Source organism: Pseudomonas sp. TE3644 (assembly GCF_056278815.1).
In genome coordinates, this window is sequence record NZ_JBWBQF010000001.1 from 5,282,868 (window position 1) to 5,299,298 (window position 16,431).

General features: G+C 63.2%; 18 protein-coding genes. 8 read left to right on the forward strand and 10 right to left on the reverse strand.

Features of this window, described 5'->3' with window-relative positions:
* The first annotated feature begins 25 nt into the window (after positions 1–25).
* Entirely contained in the window at positions 26–1,549 is a 1,524-nt protein-coding gene (locus ACZ9GA_RS23310; RefSeq protein ID WP_457360505.1) for a fumarate hydratase, read from the forward strand.
* Between the two features lie 386 nt (positions 1,550–1,935).
* On the opposite strand, the gene ACZ9GA_RS23315 is transcribed toward ACZ9GA_RS23310, so the two are convergent.
* The 3 genes from ACZ9GA_RS23315 to ACZ9GA_RS23325 all read right to left on the reverse strand — a co-directional run bounded on the left by ACZ9GA_RS23315 (position 1,936) and on the right by ACZ9GA_RS23325 (position 4,105).
* Positions 1,936–2,253: a ribbon-helix-helix domain-containing protein gene (locus ACZ9GA_RS23315; protein WP_455923924.1), complete on the reverse strand. Its 318-nt coding sequence runs from the start codon at positions 2,251–2,253 to the stop codon at positions 1,936–1,938.
* Between the two features lie 10 nt (positions 2,254–2,263).
* Positions 2,264–2,845, reverse strand: a complete 582-nt coding sequence (locus ACZ9GA_RS23320) for a DJ-1/PfpI family protein (RefSeq protein ID WP_457360503.1) — start codon at positions 2,843–2,845, stop codon at positions 2,264–2,266.
* 102 nt (positions 2,846–2,947) lie between these two features.
* Positions 2,948–4,105 carry a phospholipase D-like domain-containing protein gene (locus ACZ9GA_RS23325; protein ID WP_457360501.1) on the reverse strand — a complete coding sequence of 386 codons (1,158 nt, stop codon included), beginning with the start codon at positions 4,103–4,105 and terminating at the stop codon, positions 2,948–2,950.
* A 231-nt stretch (positions 4,106–4,336) separates the two neighbouring features.
* Here ACZ9GA_RS23325 and ACZ9GA_RS23330 point away from each other — a divergent pair, with 231 nt between their 5' ends.
* Positions 4,337–5,494: an AAA family ATPase gene (locus ACZ9GA_RS23330; protein WP_457360499.1), complete on the forward strand. Its 1,158-nt coding sequence runs from the start codon at positions 4,337–4,339 to the stop codon at positions 5,492–5,494.
* Between the two features lie 9 nt (positions 5,495–5,503).
* Here the strand turns inward: ACZ9GA_RS23330 and ACZ9GA_RS23335 are convergent, their stop codons facing one another.
* The 3 genes from ACZ9GA_RS23335 to ACZ9GA_RS23345 form a co-directional block, all read right to left on the reverse strand.
* Complete coding sequence (locus tag ACZ9GA_RS23335; protein WP_457360497.1) at positions 5,504–5,803, reverse strand: amidase; 300 nt, start codon at positions 5,801–5,803, stop codon at positions 5,504–5,506.
* Positions 5,800–6,891: a serine hydrolase domain-containing protein gene (locus tag ACZ9GA_RS23340; protein WP_457360495.1), complete on the reverse strand. Its 1,092-nt coding sequence runs from the start codon at positions 6,889–6,891 to the stop codon at positions 5,800–5,802. The genes ACZ9GA_RS23335 and ACZ9GA_RS23340 overlap by 4 nt, the downstream gene beginning before the upstream one ends.
* Before the next feature lie 132 nt (positions 6,892–7,023).
* Positions 7,024–7,908 (reverse strand): acyl-CoA dehydrogenase middle domain-containing protein, encoded by an 885-nt coding sequence (locus tag ACZ9GA_RS23345; RefSeq protein ID WP_457360493.1) that lies wholly within the window; start codon positions 7,906–7,908, stop codon positions 7,024–7,026.
* 132 nt (positions 7,909–8,040) lie between these two features.
* On the opposite strand from ACZ9GA_RS23345, the gene olsB reads away from it, so the two are divergent.
* Both olsB and ACZ9GA_RS23355 read left to right on the forward strand, forming a co-directional pair.
* Entirely contained in the window at positions 8,041–8,796 is a 756-nt protein-coding gene (gene olsB / locus ACZ9GA_RS23350; protein ID WP_457360491.1) for an L-ornithine N(alpha)-acyltransferase, read from the forward strand.
* A complete protein-coding gene (locus ACZ9GA_RS23355; protein ID WP_457360489.1) occupies positions 8,796–9,572 on the forward strand; it encodes a lysophospholipid acyltransferase family protein in 777 nt (258 codons plus the stop codon). The genes olsB and ACZ9GA_RS23355 overlap by 1 nt, the downstream gene beginning before the upstream one ends.
* Positions 9,573–9,651: 79 nt before the next feature.
* Here ACZ9GA_RS23355 and ACZ9GA_RS23360 read toward each other — a convergent pair whose 3' ends face one another.
* A complete protein-coding gene (locus tag ACZ9GA_RS23360) occupies positions 9,652–10,218 on the reverse strand; it encodes an acyl carrier protein phosphodiesterase (protein ID WP_476226915.1) in 567 nt (188 codons plus the stop codon).
* A gap of 152 nt (positions 10,219–10,370) precedes the next feature.
* Here ACZ9GA_RS23360 and ACZ9GA_RS23365 point away from each other — a divergent pair, with 152 nt between their 5' ends.
* Both ACZ9GA_RS23365 and ACZ9GA_RS23370 read left to right on the forward strand, forming a co-directional pair.
* On the forward strand, positions 10,371–10,676 hold the full coding sequence (locus ACZ9GA_RS23365; protein ID WP_027976906.1) for an ArsR/SmtB family transcription factor: 306 nt from the start codon (positions 10,371–10,373) through the stop codon (positions 10,674–10,676).
* 48 nt (positions 10,677–10,724) lie between these two features.
* Positions 10,725–11,774 carry an alkene reductase gene (locus tag ACZ9GA_RS23370; RefSeq protein WP_457360488.1) on the forward strand — a complete coding sequence of 350 codons (1,050 nt, stop codon included), beginning with the start codon at positions 10,725–10,727 and terminating at the stop codon, positions 11,772–11,774.
* Positions 11,775–11,911: 137 nt separating this feature from the next.
* Here ACZ9GA_RS23370 and ACZ9GA_RS23375 read toward each other — a convergent pair whose 3' ends face one another.
* The 3 genes from ACZ9GA_RS23375 to ACZ9GA_RS23385 form a co-directional block, all read right to left on the reverse strand.
* Complete coding sequence (locus ACZ9GA_RS23375) at positions 11,912–12,754, reverse strand: ATPase (protein ID WP_457360487.1); 843 nt, start codon at positions 12,752–12,754, stop codon at positions 11,912–11,914.
* 96 nt (positions 12,755–12,850) lie between these two features.
* On the reverse strand, positions 12,851–13,852 hold the full coding sequence (locus ACZ9GA_RS23380; protein ID WP_457360485.1) for an NAD-dependent epimerase/dehydratase family protein: 1,002 nt from the start codon (positions 13,850–13,852) through the stop codon (positions 12,851–12,853).
* A gap of 128 nt (positions 13,853–13,980) precedes the next feature.
* Complete coding sequence (locus tag ACZ9GA_RS23385) at positions 13,981–14,868, reverse strand: LysR family transcriptional regulator ArgP (RefSeq protein WP_457360483.1); 888 nt, start codon at positions 14,866–14,868, stop codon at positions 13,981–13,983.
* Between the two features lie 89 nt (positions 14,869–14,957).
* Between ACZ9GA_RS23385 and ACZ9GA_RS23390 the strand changes: the two genes are divergently transcribed.
* Together ACZ9GA_RS23390 and ACZ9GA_RS23395 are read left to right on the forward strand one after the other, a co-directional pair.
* Positions 14,958–15,557: a LysE/ArgO family amino acid transporter gene (locus tag ACZ9GA_RS23390; protein WP_457360481.1), complete on the forward strand. Its 600-nt coding sequence runs from the start codon at positions 14,958–14,960 to the stop codon at positions 15,555–15,557.
* Positions 15,558–15,750: 193 nt separating this feature from the next.
* The gene (locus ACZ9GA_RS23395; protein WP_457360479.1) at positions 15,751–16,347 is read left to right on the forward strand and encodes a superoxide dismutase; all 597 of its coding nucleotides are present in this window, start codon (positions 15,751–15,753) and stop codon (positions 16,345–16,347) included.
* Positions 16,348–16,431 lie beyond the last annotated feature (84 nt).

Consider the following 16,431-nt stretch of genomic DNA (forward strand, 5'->3'; position numbering starts at 1 on the left):
CCCGTCTTTAAGAGGAGCGCGCCGCATGACCGTGATCAAGCAAGACGACCTGATACAGAGCGTCGCTGACGCCCTACAGTTCATTTCCTACTACCATCCGGTAGATTTTATCCAGGCCATGCACGAAGCCTACCTGCGCGAAGAGTCGCCGGCGGCCCGTGACTCCATCGCCCAGATCCTGATCAACTCGCGCATGTGTGCCACCGGCCACCGTCCGATCTGCCAGGACACCGGTATCGTCACCGTGTTCGTACGCGTGGGCATGGACGTGCGCTGGGATGGCGCCACCATGAGCCTGGACGACATGATCAACGAAGGCGTGCGTCGCGCCTACAACCTGCCCGAGAACGTGCTGCGCGCCTCGATCCTGGCCGACCCGGCCGGTGCCCGCAAGAACACCAAGGACAACACCCCGGCAGTCATCCACTACTCCATCGTCCCGGGCAACACCGTAGAAGTGGACGTGGCGGCCAAGGGCGGCGGTTCCGAGAACAAGTCGAAGATGGCCATGCTCAACCCGTCCGACTCGATCGTGGACTGGGTGCTCAAGACCGTGCCAACCATGGGTGCCGGCTGGTGCCCACCGGGCATGCTGGGTATCGGCATCGGCGGCACTGCCGAGAAAGCCGCGGTGATGGCCAAGGAAGTGTTGATGGAATCCATCGACATCCACGAGCTCAAAGCCCGCGGCGCGCAGAACCGCATCGAAGAGATCCGCCTGGAGCTGTTCGAGAAGGTCAACCAGCTGGGCATCGGCGCCCAGGGCCTGGGCGGCCTGACCACCGTGCTCGACGTGAAGATCATGGACTACCCGACCCACGCCGCCTCGCTGCCGGTGTGCATGATCCCCAACTGCGCTGCCACCCGTCACGCCCACTTCGTGCTGGACGGCTCGGGCCCGGCGGAGCTTGAAGCGCCGGACCTGGACGCCTACCCGGAAATCGTCTGGGAAGCCGGCCCGTCGGCCCGCCGCGTCAACCTCGACACCCTGACGCCTGAAGAAGTACAGAGCTGGCAGCCAGGCGAGACCATCCTGCTCAACGGCAAGATGCTCACCGGTCGCGACGCCGCGCACAAGCGCATGGTGGAAATGCTCAACCGTGGCGAAACCCTGCCAGTGGACCTCAAAGGTCGCTTCATCTACTACGTCGGCCCGGTCGACCCGGTACGTGAAGAAGTGGTTGGCCCGGCGGGCCCTACCACCGCTACGCGGATGGACAAGTTCACCCGCCAGATCCTCGACCAGACCGGCCTGCTGGGCATGATCGGCAAATCCGAGCGTGGCCCGGTGGCCATCGAAGCGATCAAGGACTACAAGGCCGTCTACCTGATGGCAGTCGGCGGCGCGGCGTACCTGGTGGCCCAGGCCATCAAGAAATCGCGCGTGGTGGCCTTCGAAGAGCTGGGCATGGAAGCGATCTACGAGTTCGACGTCAAGGACATGCCGGTCACCGTTGCGGTAGACAGCAAGGGTGAGTCGGTACACATCACCGGCCCTGCGATCTGGCAACAGAAGATCAGCGAAAGCCTGGCGGTGGAAGTGAAGTAAGGCGTAGAGCCTTGCGGTGAAGAGCCCGGCCTTTGTGCCGGGCTTTTTATTGTCTGCTCGGTCTCCCAGGCCATGGCACGTTGCAACAAATAGATGTGGGACCGAGCAAAGCTCGGGAAGCGCCGCGCGGGCGGCGCTCGATCTCAAGGTCGACAGAAAAACCAAGGCATGCACATTTAAGCCTTGATGCGGGCTCACGGCAGGCACATCGGATTTTCTTCGCAAGTTTCGGCGGGAGATTGCGTCATGGCCGCTAGGTGCTAGTCGATGCTTTTCTATCGCTCTTGAGATCGAGCGCCGCCCGCGCGGCGCTTCCCGGCCAGAGGCCGGTCCCACATTTGTTGCAACGTACCATGGCCTGTGAGAGCGGCGTTGTCAGCCTTGGGTCAGGCATGCGCGGTCATGGGCACCACCGTCGAGGCGCGTGTCACCGGCGTCACGGCACGCCTTTGACTGAGGTAACGCATGCAGCTCACCCGCAAAAACGAGGCGAAATTCACCACCTCGCCCCGGTAATCCATCACTTCCTCATACAGCTTGGTGATCAGCTGGTTGGTGCTCATGCCATCGCCGTCGGCGATTTCGCTGAGGATGTCCCAGAATTGATTCTCCAGGCGCAAGGTGGTGACCACCCCGCGGATACGCAGCGAGCGCGTGCGGGACTCGTAGAGGATGGGGTCGGCTTTTACGTAGAGCTCGCACATACACGATGCCTCACAGGATGATCTGGGTACCCAGCAGTTTGAGGAAACCTGCCAGCCATGCAGGGTGGGCTGGCCAGGCCGGGGCGGTGGCCAGGTTGCCCTGCACATGGGCAGCGGTCACTTCGATGTCGATGAAACGGCCACCGGCCAGTTTCACTTCCGGGGCGCAGGCCGGGTAGGCGCTGCACTCACGGCCTTCCAGCACGCCAGCGGCGGCCAGCAGCTGCGCACCATGGCACACGGCAGCGATCGGCTTGCCGCTCTGGTCGAACGCTTGCACCAGCTCCAGCACCTTGGCGTTCAGGCGCAGGTATTCGGGAGCGCGCCCGCCGGGGATCACCAAGGCGTCGTAGTCACTGGCACTGACCTTGGCGAAATCGAAATTCAGGGCGAAGTTGTGGCCCGGTTTCTCACTGTACGTCTGGTCACCCTCGAAGTCATGGATAGCGGTGCGCACGCTCTGCCCTGCCTGCTTGTCCGGGCACACGGCGTGCACCACATGGCCAACCATCTGCAACGCCTGGAACGGCACCATCACTTCATAGTCTTCGACGTAGTCGCCCACCAGCATCAAGATCTTCTTTGCGGCCATGCTGTAGTACTCCTCTGACTGGGGTGAATTACCTTTCCCTTATCAAGGTAGTCCTGCTGCTGTCCCGGTGGGTAATACGGGGGTACTACTCATCGGATCGTTCTACTGCCGCCGTCCGAACACCGCGATGGACAACCGATCAATCCAGCCGAATATGCGTTGCTGAACACGGCCCCAGAGCGGCCTGCGCTGCCAGTCCGCCAGGGTGATCTGCACGCTGGCCTGAAAGTCGCGCAGGAAACTGTCGCGCACGGCTGCACTGAGACTGGCATCCACCGCTTCCAGATTGGCCTCCAGGTTGAAGCGCAGGTTCCAGTGGTCGAAGTTGCAGGAGCCCACACTGACCCAGTCGTCCACCAGCACCATTTTCAGATGGGAAAAGCACGGCTGGTATTCGTGGATGCTGACACCCGCCTTCAACAACCGTGGGTAGTAGTTATGCCCCGCGTAGCGCACCGACGGATGATCCGTACGCGGCCCGGTCAGCAGCAGGCGCACATCCACGCCACGAGCCGCCGCGCGGCGCAACGAACGACGCACCTTCCAGGTGGGCAGGAAATACGGCGTAGCCAGCCAGATGCGCTGCTTACCGCTGTTGATGGCCCGCACCAGCGCCCGCAGGATGTCGCGGTGCTGACGTGCATCGGCATACGCCACCCGGCCCAGCCCGCTGCCACTGGCTGGCACCCTTGGCAAACGCGGCAAGCCGAAATGCGTGGCCGGGCGCCACGCCGTACGGCGCAGGTTGGCCCGCCACTGGCGGTCGAACAGCATCTGCCAGTCCGCCACCAATGGCCCCTCAATCTGCACCATCACCTCATGCCATTCACTGGTGGGCTGGTCGGGTTGCCAGAACTGATCCGTCAGCCCGGCGCCCCCGACCGTTGCCCACTGCTGGTCGACGATCAACAACTTGCGGTGGTCGCGGCGCAGATTGCGCAGGCCCCGACGCAGGCGCATGGGGTTGTACCAACGCAACTCCACGCCCGCCTCGATCAGGCGCTGGCGCAGCTCGGTGGACAGCGCCAGCGAACCGTAGTCGTCGAACAGGCAACGTACCGTCACGCCCCGCCCTGCCGCCTCGGCCAGCGCCTGGATCACCGCCTGGGCGCAGCGGCCTGACTCCACCAGGTACAACTCCAGGTCCACCTGCTGGCGCGCGCCAGCGATGGCGTCGAGCATGCGCGGAAAGAACACCGGGCCGTCGATCAGCAGTTCGAAGTGGTTGTCGGGGCGCCAGGGGAAGATAGGGCCGGCCATGTCAGGTGGCTCGCGAGAGGAATAGAGGATGCATGCAACCTCCGGTTACAGCTTGGGGCTCAACCATAACCGGGTGGGGACTGGGTGGCAAAGCCCCCCTCACCTGAAAAGCGCGAGCGAGGCCCCTTTTAAATAATCGAAAATAATTGCAAATAAAATGAAATAACAATCGGCTTGCCCTTCGCAGATAATTGTCAATAATTGACAATAAACATACCTGAAAGGTGCCCAATGGCCGTCTACCATCGTCCGGACCTTGCCAAAAACTATGCAAGGATCATCCTCAAAAGCGACGGGATCAACCCCACCGCTTCGGGGCTATTCCTGTCCGCACCCAGACGCGTCGGCAAGTCCACGTTCGTGCGTGAGGATCTGCGCCCAGCCCTCGAGGAAGCCGGCGCTGTGGTCATTTACGTCGATTTGTGGGATGACACCATCGGCGATCCAGGCCAGGAAATCGTCAAAAAAATCCGCCAGGAGCTTGGTAGTCACAAAGGCGTGATCCAATCGCTGGCTCAGAGGATGGGTGTCACAAACGTCAAGGTAGCCAGTGTCCAATTTGACCTGAACAAGATTGGGCTTGGCGGCGACTCACAACTCTCGCTCAAGGACGCGCTGGAGGCTCTATCGCAGGCAACTGGAAAAGTGATCGTGCTGATCATCGACGAAGCACAGCAGACCCAGACGTCCCGAGAAGGGGAAAGTGCAATGTTTGCGCTCAAGGCTGCTCGAGATGAGCTCAACAGCTCCAGACACCACGGGCTGAGAGTCATCTGTACCGGCTCGAACAGGGCCAAGCTATCCCTGATGACATCCAGCAAAGACCAACCGTTTTTTGGAGCACAGACAGCACAATTCCAGATGTTGGACGCAAACTTCATCAGGTGGTTTTGCGAAACAATAGAGCTTCCGTTCACATTGCATCCGGAAGATGTCATGCCGTTATTTGAGCGCTATGGCTACCGGCCTGAAATTTTGCTGTCCGCCGCTGGCAGTTTTGTGCTGACATTTGACTGCTTGAGTGATGAAGAAGGGCTGCTGCAGTTCAAGGAAGCCGCGCGGGCGAAAGCAGCGGAGGCCACAAATGAGCTTCTGCGTACGATCCACAATTTGACCCCCCTGCAACTCGCCGTATTGAAGGTGATGGCGTTGACGCTGGACCAGTATGCCCCGTTCGAATCGGCCACCATCGAGTTATACCGCAAGGCTTTGTCGAGTGCTGACGCTGAATTGGAGCAAAGGGAGCTTTCAACCCAGTCATGTCAATCGGCGCTGTCAGCTCTTCAGGAAAAAAAACTGGTCTGGAAGGCGGCTCGCGGCACCTACTACCTGGAAGAGGTAACCATCGCAGAAACTCTTCGTGATGCCGGTCTGCTGGATTTCGTATGAAGCGCCGCATCACGGCAGCAACCGACACCCCTGCCGCGGCCCTACCCATACGGCCGTCGCGCTTTGCCCCAGGCCACGCGCCGCTACCCTGGCATGCGTCGCGTCATCCTCAAGGCTACTCAAGGGCAGCCACTGCTTGACGTAACCACGGCAATAACCCTCCGACTGCCCCATCACATACCGACACGAGCAGTACTCCTTGGCGCTGTAGGCACTGAGGATGCCGGGGAAGGAGGACAACGCCACACGCTCATGCCAGACCGACAGCGCCACGGCCAGTACGATGATGGTGGCCACGCCGCGCTTCATGGCTGCACCGCCGGGGCGAACGCGGCGAGGGCGCGCTTGAGCAATTCGTTGTGCTGATAGCTGCCGTCGCGGTCATCGCCGTAGCGCACGATGACCAGTTTCTGTTCGGGCAGCACGTACAGCGCCTGGCCCCAGTGGCCGAGCGCGGCGAAGGTCTGTGCCGGGGCGTCGGGCCAGGGCCGAGGCGCATTGCCGACGGGCTGGTTGAGCCACCACTGACCTCCACCTGTGGCTTCGCCGGGTTCGGCGACGGCGTGTTCGAAGGGGCGGCGGTTGAAGGCGATCCATTCCCTGGGCAGCAGTTGCTGATCCTGCCAACGCCCGTCACGCAGCATCAGCAAACCCACGCGCGCCAGGTCGCGGGCACGCAGGTAGGCGTAGGAAGAGGCGACGAAGGTGCCACGGGTGTCGGTCTCCCAGACGCCCTGGCTGATACCCAACGGCTGGAACAGGGCTTGCCAGGGGTAGTCGGGATAGTCGTGGGCGCCGACCATGTGTTCCAGCGCAGCGGACAGCAGGTTGCTGTCACCACTGGAATAACGGAACACCAGGCCGGGCGCGACGAAGGTGTCCAGCCCCGCGGTGAAGGCCGCCATGTCGCCGCGCCCACGGGTGTAAAGCATCGCCACTACCGAGGAGTAAAGCGGGGCGTATTCGTAGTCTTCCTGCCAGTCCAGGCCCGATGCCCAGTGCAGAAGGTCGACCAGGCGAATGTCCGGGTGGCGGGCCATGGCGGGGTAATGCTCGGCCACCGGGTCGTCGAGATGAAAACGTCCCTGGCCGAAGGCCACGCCCAGCACGCAGGCCATCAGGCTTTTGCTGATCGACCAGGTGCTGTGCAGGGAGTCGGCGGTGAACGGAGGGGCGTAGCGCTCGTAGACCAGTTTGCCGTCGCGGATGACCACCAGGGCATCGGTGCGGATGCCGGCGCGGGTGTCGTCATTACGCGTAGGGAATGCATAGTCGGTAAAGGCCTGCAAGGCAGGACTTGGGGCTTGCAGATCTTGCGTCCACTGCTCGCCGGGCCAGTCTTCGGCGAAGGCTGGCAGGGCAAGCACTGCAAGTAGAAGTAGCCAGGGTTTGAGCATGCGGCGCAGTGTAGACAGCCAATGTGACAGGCTGATAGCAACCCGTAGCCGCTGCCGCCAGGCTGCGCTGGCCGTGCAGTTCACTGCAGATCCCCAGCGTACACAAGGGCCAGCGCAGCCTGGCGGCAGCGGCTACAAGGTTAGTGTTTGCAGGGCTTTTTCCAGGCGCTTCTGGCGGGCGCCACCGGCCAGGGTCAGCAGGCCGCGGTCGCGCTGCCACGTGGTGAGCAAGTCTTCCGGCCCCTTCGCGAACGCTGATTCCAAGTCTGCCGACAGCGCAGCGAATTGCTCGAAGATCCCCGCCAGCAACACGTGGCTGGTGGCCGCGTCCGGGCTTTGGCGCGTGGCCTCGGCGCAGCTGCCCAGCAACCCCACCAGCCGTAACTGCAGTGTCTGCGGCCAGCCGTTGTCCTGCCCCCGGGCATACAGCCAGGCAATCATCGCACTCAATACATACAGGTCTTCCAGGCTGCGGAACGGCTTCACGTAAGCATCCCAGCCATCCCCCGCCAGCCGCTCGCACAGGGCGTCATCCAGATGCAGACGGCTGTGACTGATCTCGGGCATCAACGCGATCGGCGGTAAAGCCTCCAGCCGCACACCCGGCTCACCCGGGTAAACCACCACCAGGTTCAAACGCGGTGCCTGCCCGGACGCCTCGCTGCGCGCCGCCACCAGCAACCAGTCGGCCGCATCGCCCGCGGTGACGAAATCCTTGCGGCCATTGACCCGCAGGTCGCTCAGCCGGGTCTGCAGGTCGGCCGGGCGCAGGCTGTGCCGTTCGGTGGCGCAGATCGCGCCCAGGCTGGGTGGCGCGCTGGGCCACAGCACCCGCAACGCCGCCTGGTAGCCGACCAGGAAAGCCAGGCCGGGACTGTGCACCGCCTGCCCGCCCAGCACCGCCAATTCGAAGGGCGACACCGCCCCCAGGCGTTCGAGCAAGGCCGCATAGGTGTCAGTCAGGGTGGCCGCCGACGGCAGCCGTTCATGCACGTTAAGCAACTTGAGCCAGGACATGGGGCACTCCTTGGGGGCTGTCATACAAGCATCACCAAAGCTTAACGGTGATGACACCGGTCCTACCTAGGCTGAGATTGCCCAATAAAGTCGACCGGCCGCAACCCCAGGGCTGGCTTTTGGAGACTCGCAATGACTCAGATCGCTCTATCTGGCGTGACACGCACCGAACGTCGCCTGCAAGCCGAACGCCTGACTGGCCCAAAAGCCCTTCGCGAAGCCCAGAGCCTGCGCTTCAATGTGTTCAGCGGCGAGTTCGACGCCAAGCTCAAGGGCGCCGAGCTGGGCCTGGACATGGATGACTACGACGCGCACTGCCGCCACATTGGCGTACGCGACCTGAGCACCGGCGAGCTGGTGGCCACCACCCGCCTGCTGGACCACACCGCCGCCCACAGCCTGGGCCGGTTCTACAGCGAAGAAGAATTCAGCCTGCACGGCTTGGGTGGGCTACAAGGCCCGATCCTGGAGATCGGCCGCACCTGCGTGGCCGCCGACTACCGCAACGGCGGCACCATCGCCGTGCTGTGGGGCGAGCTGGCCGAAGTGCTAAACGAAGGTGGCTACAGCTACCTGATGGGCTGCGCCAGCATCCCCATGCAGGACGGCGGCGTACAGGCCCGGGCGATCATGCAGCGCCTGCGCGAACGCTACCTGTGCACCGAGCACCTGCGCGCCGAACCGAAGAAGCCGTTGCCAGACCTTGAGGTGCCGAACAACGTCATCGCCGAAATGCCACCGCTGCTCAAGGCCTACATGCGCCTGGGCGCCAAGGTGTGCGGCGAGCCGTGCTGGGACGAGGAATTCCAGGTGGCCGACGTGTTCATCCTGCTCAAGCGCGAGAACCTCTGCCCACGTTATGCCCGTCACTTCAAGGCAGCGGTCTGATGGCACGCCTGCGCGTATACGCGCGCATCGCCCGGGTACTGGTGGTAGTGGCGCTGGGGCTGGGCATGGCCGCCATCTTCACCCTCTACGAGCGCCTGCGCATTCGCAACTCCATGACCCGCCGTCAGCGCTGGTCCCGATTTTTCATGGGCCGGCTGACCAACGCCCTGCCCTTCCGTGTCACCGTCCACGGCCAGTTGCCGCAACAGCCCACGCTGTGGGTGTGCAACCACGTGTCCTGGACCGACATCGCGCTGCTGGGGCAACTGGCGCCGCTGTCGTTTCTGTCCAAGGCCGAAGTGCGTACCTGGCCCATCGCCGGCTGGCTGGCGCTGAAGGCCGGGACCCTGTTCATCCGCCGTGGCTCGGGTGACAGCCAGCTGATTCGCCGGCAAATGACCCAACACCTGGGTGGCCAGTGCTCGCTGATGATTTTCCCCGAGGGTACCACCACTGACGGTCAAAGCTTGCGCACCTTCCACGGTCGCCTGCTGGCCAGCGCCATCGAGGCCGAAGTGCCGTTGCAGCCAGTGGCCATCCGTTACCTGCGTGACGGGGCGATTGATTCGCTGGCGCCGTTCATTGGTGATGATGATTTGCTGTCGCACCTGATGCGGCTGTTCAGCAATGACGTGGGCGACGTGGAGATTCACCTGCTGGCGCCGATTGCCAGTGCCGGCATGGAGCGCGCGGCGTTGGCGTATCAGGCGCAGGAAGCGGTGCGGGTGGCGTTGTTTGGCGATAGCGTTCCTGCCGGGCAAGCTCGAGCGGCTTGAAAACCCCATCGCGACCAAGGTCGGCTCCTACGCCGACCGCGTAGGAGCCGACCTTGGTCGCGATGCAGGCGACGCAGGTTCAAGGCCGTGCGAAGGCCTGGAGGATGGGGTAGAACTCACGAAAATCCTCGGTCAACGGCTCGTATAACGCGCGCACCTCGCCCATCGCCCCCAGCATCCCCTCAGGCTTGGACAAGCGTCGCGAGATCCCGTTGAATACCTGCTCCAGCACGTCGAACTCGCGATACGACCCCAGCCAGTCATCGGCAATCATGTACGGCGCCATGCGCGCCAACCGGCCCGGCAACTCAGGTTCGGCCGCTAGTACGCGGTAGACTCCGGCGGTGTACTGCCGCAACGCAATGTCCGAATAATCCGCCCAATGCCGCGCCAGGCAATGATCGAAAAACACGTCGACAATGATCCCGGCGTAGCGCCGCCGCTGCGCCGGGAACCGCGCCAGCGCCCGCAGCACCACGGGGTGGCTGTCGGTAAACGCATCAATCTGTCGATGAAGCTGAATGGCGTCCAGCAGTTTCGGCGAATAGCGCCCCTCCAGGCGGCCCTTGACGAAATCGCCGTACAGGCTGCCCAACAGTTGCTCCGGTTCCTGGCCGCCCAGGTGCAAATGCGCAAGGTAGTTCATGGGTTCAGCGTATCACCTGTGGGCCATATCGTTATAACCCGATATAGCGATTTAGCCTGTGCATAGCACTCGATCATATTTGTATATCGCGAAATACAGATATATATTTCGTCTCATCGCGATATAACGCTACAGCAACCGAGCCTGCCGCCATGCCACTCGATCTCGACGAAATAATAAAAGCCCTGGCCCACCCAGTACGGCGAGAAATCCTCAACTGGCTGAAAAACCCTGAAGCCGAATTCCCTGACCAGCAGCACCACAGCACCGACATCGGTGTGTGCGCCGGCCAGATCGACCAGCGCTGCGGCCTGTCGCAGTCCACGGTCTCGGCACACCTGGCGACGCTGCAGCGCGCCGGGCTGATCAGCAGCCGCAAGGTGGGCCAGTGGCACTTTTTCCAGCGCAACGAGGACACCATCCAGGCGTTCCTCAAGCAGATGAGCCAAGAGCTCTGAGCGTCCCCCGATCCCGTTTGCCAACTCAATCCTTGTGAGGCTAGACCCATGACCACGATTTTCGACCCGATCAAACTCGGCGACCTCGAACTGCCCAACCGCATCATCATGGCCCCGCTGACCCGCTGCCGCGCCGACGAAGGCCGCGTGCCCAATGCGATGATGGCCGAGTATTACGTGCAACGTGCCAGCGCCGGGCTGATCCTCAGCGAAGCCACTTCGGTAACGCCGATGGGCGTGGGCTACCCGGACACCCCCGGCATCTGGTCCAACGACCAGGTACGCGGCTGGACCAACGTGACCAAGGCCATCCACGGTGCCGGCGGGCGGATCTTCCTGCAACTGTGGCACGTGGGCCGTATTTCCCACGAAAGCTACCTGAACGGCGAAACCCCGGTAGCGCCTAGCGCCATCAAGCCGGCCGGCCACGTCAGCCTGGTGCGCCCGATTGCCGAGTTCCCTACCCCGCGCGCACTGGAAACCGCTGAAATCGCCGACATCGTCGACGCCTACCGCCAGGGTGCGGAAAACGCCAAGGCCGCCGGTTTCGACGGCGTGGAAGTGCACGGCGCCAACGGTTACCTGCTGGACCAGTTTCTGCAGAGCAGCACCAACCAGCGCACCGACCAATACGGTGGCTCGCTGGAAAACCGTGCCCGTCTGCTGCTGGAAGTGACCGATGCCTGCATCGACGTGTGGGGCGCCGGCCGCGTGGGCGTGCACCTGGCACCGCGTGCCGACTCCCATGACATGGGCGACGCCAACCGCCTGGAAACCTTCAGCTACGTGGCCCGTGAACTGGGCAAGCGTGGCGTGGCGTTCATCTGCGCCCGTGAGAAGGAAACGGACGACAGCATCGGCGCAGCACTGAAGGAAGCGTTCGGTGGCCCTTACATCGCCAACGAGCGCTTCACCAAGGCGACTGCCAACGCAGCCCTGGCAGCGGGCACGGCGGATGCTGTAGCGTTTGGTATTCCGTTCATTGCCAACCCGGACCTGGTGGCCCGCCTGGCGGCGGATGCGGCGTTGAACGAGCCTAATCCGCAGACCTTCTACGGCAAGGGTGCCGAGGGGTACCTGGACTACCCGACGTTGTAAATAAACCACCACCGTAAACCACCACCGTAGCCGCTGCCGCTAGGCTGCGCTGGCCCTTACCTCGCTGGAGATGTTCCGTGGGGCATAGGGCCAGCGCAGCCTGGCGGCAGCGGCTACGGTGCGGCAGCGGTAGCGGTTTATTGCCGGGTATTGATCTGCTGCTGCAGGTTCTGAATCTGGCTTTGCAGCGTGCTGATGTTGCGCGTGGTCTGCCCGCGGAACGAGTCGAACTCGGCGGTGTTGGCCCCCGCAGCCGGCGTCGGGCGGTTCTCGACCTCGCTCTTGAGCACCACCAAGTCCTGCTCCAGGCCGTCCAGTCGGCCCGTGACGTTACCCTGCTTCTTCAGCGTGGCAATATCAGCCGCCACCGCCTTGATCTGCGCATCCAGCTTGCCTTCATCCACCTGGCTGGCCTTGAGCTGAGCCAAATCGCCGCTCAACGTCTTGAGCTGCGCCTGCACCTGCTCATTCGCCGCCTGCTGCGCAGCCGCCTGGGCCAACGCCTGATCCAGCCGCTTGCCCAGATCACCCTGCTGACCGGCCACGCCCTGTTGCTGGCGGCCCTGGTCCTGCAACTGACCCTGTAACTGCTTGATCTGCAACTTCAGCGCCTCGCTGCCGCTGTTGGCGTTGGACTCGGTGGCAACCACCTTGCCGCTGATGTCCTGCAGGCGCCCTGCCGCTTCCTCGCTGATGCGCGCGAAGCTTTCCTGGGTGGCCACCAACTGCTGCTCCATCAGCGAAATCTGCTGGAAGCTCCACCAGCCCAGGCCCACCAGGGCAATGGCCAGGGCACCGCTCAGCGCCCACAGCGCACCAGTGCTGGGGCCCTTGACCTTGATCACGGGGGTGGTGCGCGAGTACACCGTGGTGCGGTCGCGCTCGGCGGCCGTCGCCGGGGCGAAGTCGTCGTCATCGACGTCCTTGGCACTCAGGCGCGGCACATTGTCGAAATCGTCGTCACGGGCATCGTTACGCATCGGGAAACCTTTTATGAAGCACAGTTATGGCTAAATAGGGGTGCGAGTATACCCGCCCATTCGCCGCTGTGATCGACCGCAACAGTGCCGGCCGGTTCAACGGCTACCGGTGCGGTCCTGGGCTTTCCACCAGCCACAGAACTCGTCCAGCGCCGCCCACAGGCTGACCGTGGGCTCATAGTTCAGATAATGCCTTGCCCGGCTGATGTCGAGGGTGAAATCCTTGTTCATGATTTGCATGCCCAGGCGCGACAAGGTCGGCTGCGGCCGCCCGGGCCACAGCAGGCAAGCGCCTTCGTTGAGCGCGGCAGCGCTGTAGGCCAACCCATAAGAGCGGTAGTTCGTGGCCTGGGGCAGGTTCATCTGGCGCATCACATAGTTGACCACGTCCCAGATCGGCACCGGCGTGCCGTTGCTGATGTTGTAGGCCTTGCCCAGCGCCGACTCGTCGGCCATCAGGGCGCTCATCAGCGCCACGTTGAGGTTTTGCACGCTGGTGAAGTCGACCTTGTTCAGGCCATTGCCGATGATTTTCAGGCGGTTCTTCTTTTGCATCTGCAGCAGGCGCGGGAAGATGCTGACATCGCCCGCGCCAGTGACGAAGCGCGGGCGCAGGGCCAGCACCTCCATACCGAACTCGGCGGCGCCGAACACCTTCTGTTCGGCGAGGAATTTGGTCTTGGCGTAATGATCGTGGAACCGCCGTGGCACCTGTTCTTCACGCAGGTTGAGGCGTGAATGGCCATCGAAATAAATGGACGGCGACGACAGATGCACCAGGCGTCGCACCTGCTCCTTCAGGCACGACTCCACCACATTTTCGGTGACCTCGACGTTGCCGCGATGGAAATCCTGATAGCGCCCCCAGTTGCCCACCGCACCGGCGCAATGCACCACGGCCTCGACGCCGATGCACAGGCGGCGCACCAGGTCCGGGTCGGTCAGGTCACCCTGGACGAATTGCGCGCCCCGACGCACCAGGTGCTCGACGCCTTCCGCCCTGCGGCCGCTGACCCGTACTTCCAGGCCCTGTTCCAGCGCATGGCGGGCGAAACGCCCGCCGATGAATCCGCTTGCGCCGGTTACCAGAATTTTCATGAAGCGCTCCGCATCGTTGCCATCAGATAAAAAAAACGTTGTAGCCGCTGCCGCCCGGCTGCGCTGGCCCTATGCCTCACTGCAGATCTCCAGCGAACGCCAGCGCCAGCGCAGCCTGGCGGCAGCGGCTACGTAACCAGCCAGGTACCGGCCTGGCGGGCCAGGTGGCTGGTCAGGTCTGTGAGCAGTTGCCCGCCGTGGCGCCAGTGGTGCCAGTACAGCGGCACATCCACCCAGCGTTGCGGCGTCAATTCCAGCAGGGTGCCGGCGGCCAGTTGTGGCTGCACCTGCAACTCGGGCATCAGCCCCCAGCCAAGCCCGGCCTCGGCCATGCGCATGAAGCCTTCGGAAGAGGGGCACAGGTGATGGGTAAATCCACCTTCAATACCCAGGCCTGCCATATAACGGTGTTGCAGCAAATCGTCCGGGCCAAACACCAGGGCGGGCGCGCGGGCCAATTGTCCCGCATCGAAGCCGTCAGGGAAATGCCTGGCAACAAACCCGGGGCTGGCCAGCGCGCGATAGCGCATGGCCCCCAGCAGCACGCTGCGCGCCCCCGCCACCGGCCGCTCGCTGGCACACAGGCACGCCGCCACTTCACCGGCTCGCATGCGCTTGAGGCCCACCTCCTGGTCCTCCACCACCAGATCCAGCAGCAAACCGCGCTCAGCACAAAACTCGCCCACGGCAAGCGCCCACCAGGTGGCCAGGCTGTCGGCGTTCAAGGCAATGCGCAGGCGCTCCGGAAGGCCCTCTTCGTCCAGCGCTGGCACCTGGCCCTGCAGGTCGCGCTCCAGCAACCGCACCTGCTGCACGTGGTTGAGCAGGCGCCGCCCCACCTCGGTGGGCGTGGGTGGCGTAGCGCGCACCAGCACCGGTTGGCCGACGCGCGCTTCCAGCAACTTGATGCGCTGGGAAATAGCCGACTGCGACAGGCCCAGCACCTGGGCGGCGCGCTCGAAGCCACCCTGCTCGGTGACCGCCGCCAAGGCAGAAAGCAATTTGTAATCGAACATCATTTTTCCTAATGAGCGATCAGCATTATTGGTTTTTCTTATACAGCAAAGGGCGACACACTCCAACGCATGACCTGGAGTTTGAAATCATGTGGAACAGTTATCTGAACGGCCTGCTGGTGGCAGCGGGATTGATCATGGCCATCGGCACCCAGAACGCCTTCGTGCTGGCTCAGAGCCTGCGTCGCGAACACCACTTGCCCGTCGCCGCCTTGTGCGTGCTGTGCGACGCGCTGCTGGTGATGCTGGGCGTGTTCGGCCTGGCCAATGTGCTGGCGCACAGCCCGCTGCTGCTGGGCGTGGCGCGCTGGGGCGGCGCGGTGTTTCTGCTGTGGTATGGCGCCAAGGCCCTGCGCCGTGCCTGCTCGCGGCAGAGCCTGCAACAGGGTGACGGCGACGGCCAGCGCTCGCGCCGGGCGGTGCTGCTCAGCGCCCTGGCCGTCACCCTGCTCAACCCTCACGTGTACCTGGACACGGTGTTGCTGATCGGCTCGCTGGGCGCCCAGCAGACCATGCCCAGCGCCTACGTGGCCGGTGCCGCCAGCGCTTCGCTGCTGTGGTTTTTCACCCTGGCGCTGGGGGCCGCCTGGCTGGCCCCGTGGCTGGCACGCCCGGCGACGTGGCGGCTGCTGGACTTGATGGTGGCGGTGATGATGTTCGCCGTGGCGGCGCAGTTGATTTTCACGTAAACGACGCGCGGCATCAGAAAGTGCCCAAGCGCTCTGGAACCTCTATCCCACACAGTTGTTGCGTGGTTATGCCTGGGCCCCGGTGCTATGATCCAAACCCTGCGCCGCAAAGAGTAAAAACTCGCCGGCGTATCTCTGGCCGCCCGTGATCGGCCTTGCGCTCACCGCAACAGACCTGATTAGGAGAATCACCATGGCTTTCGAATTGCCGCCGCTGCCCTACGCTCACGATGCGCTGCAGCCGCACATCTCCAAAGAGACGCTGGAATACCACCACGACAAGCACCACAACACCTACGTCGTGAACCTGAACAACCTGGTGCCAGGCACCGAGTTCGAAGGCAAGACCCTGGAAGAAATCGTCAAGACTTCCTCGGGCGGCATCTTCAATAACGCCGCTCAGGTCTGGAACCACACTTTCTACTGGAACTGCCTGGCGCCAAACGCCGGCGGCCAACCTACCGGTGCCCTGGCTGAAGCCATCAACGCCGCGTTCGGTTCGTTCGACAAGTTCAAGGAAGAGTTCAGCAAGACTTCCATCGGCACCTTCGGCTCCGGCTGGGGCTGGCTGGTGAAAAAGGCTGACGGCTCCCTGGCCCTGGCCAGCACCATCGGCGCCGGCAACCCGCTGACCAGCGGCGACACCCCGCTGCTGACCTGCGACGTCTGGGAACACGCCTACTACATCGACTACCGCAACCTGCGTCCGAAGTACGTCGAGGCGTTCTGGAGCCTGGTCAACTGGAAGTTCGTGGCCGAGCAGTTCGAAGGCAAGACCTTCACTGCCTAAGCTTCGCGCTTGAAGAAAAAACCCGGCTTGCGCCGGGTTTTTTTGTGCGTTCGCGCAATTTCCCGACCCGTAGCCGCTGCCGCC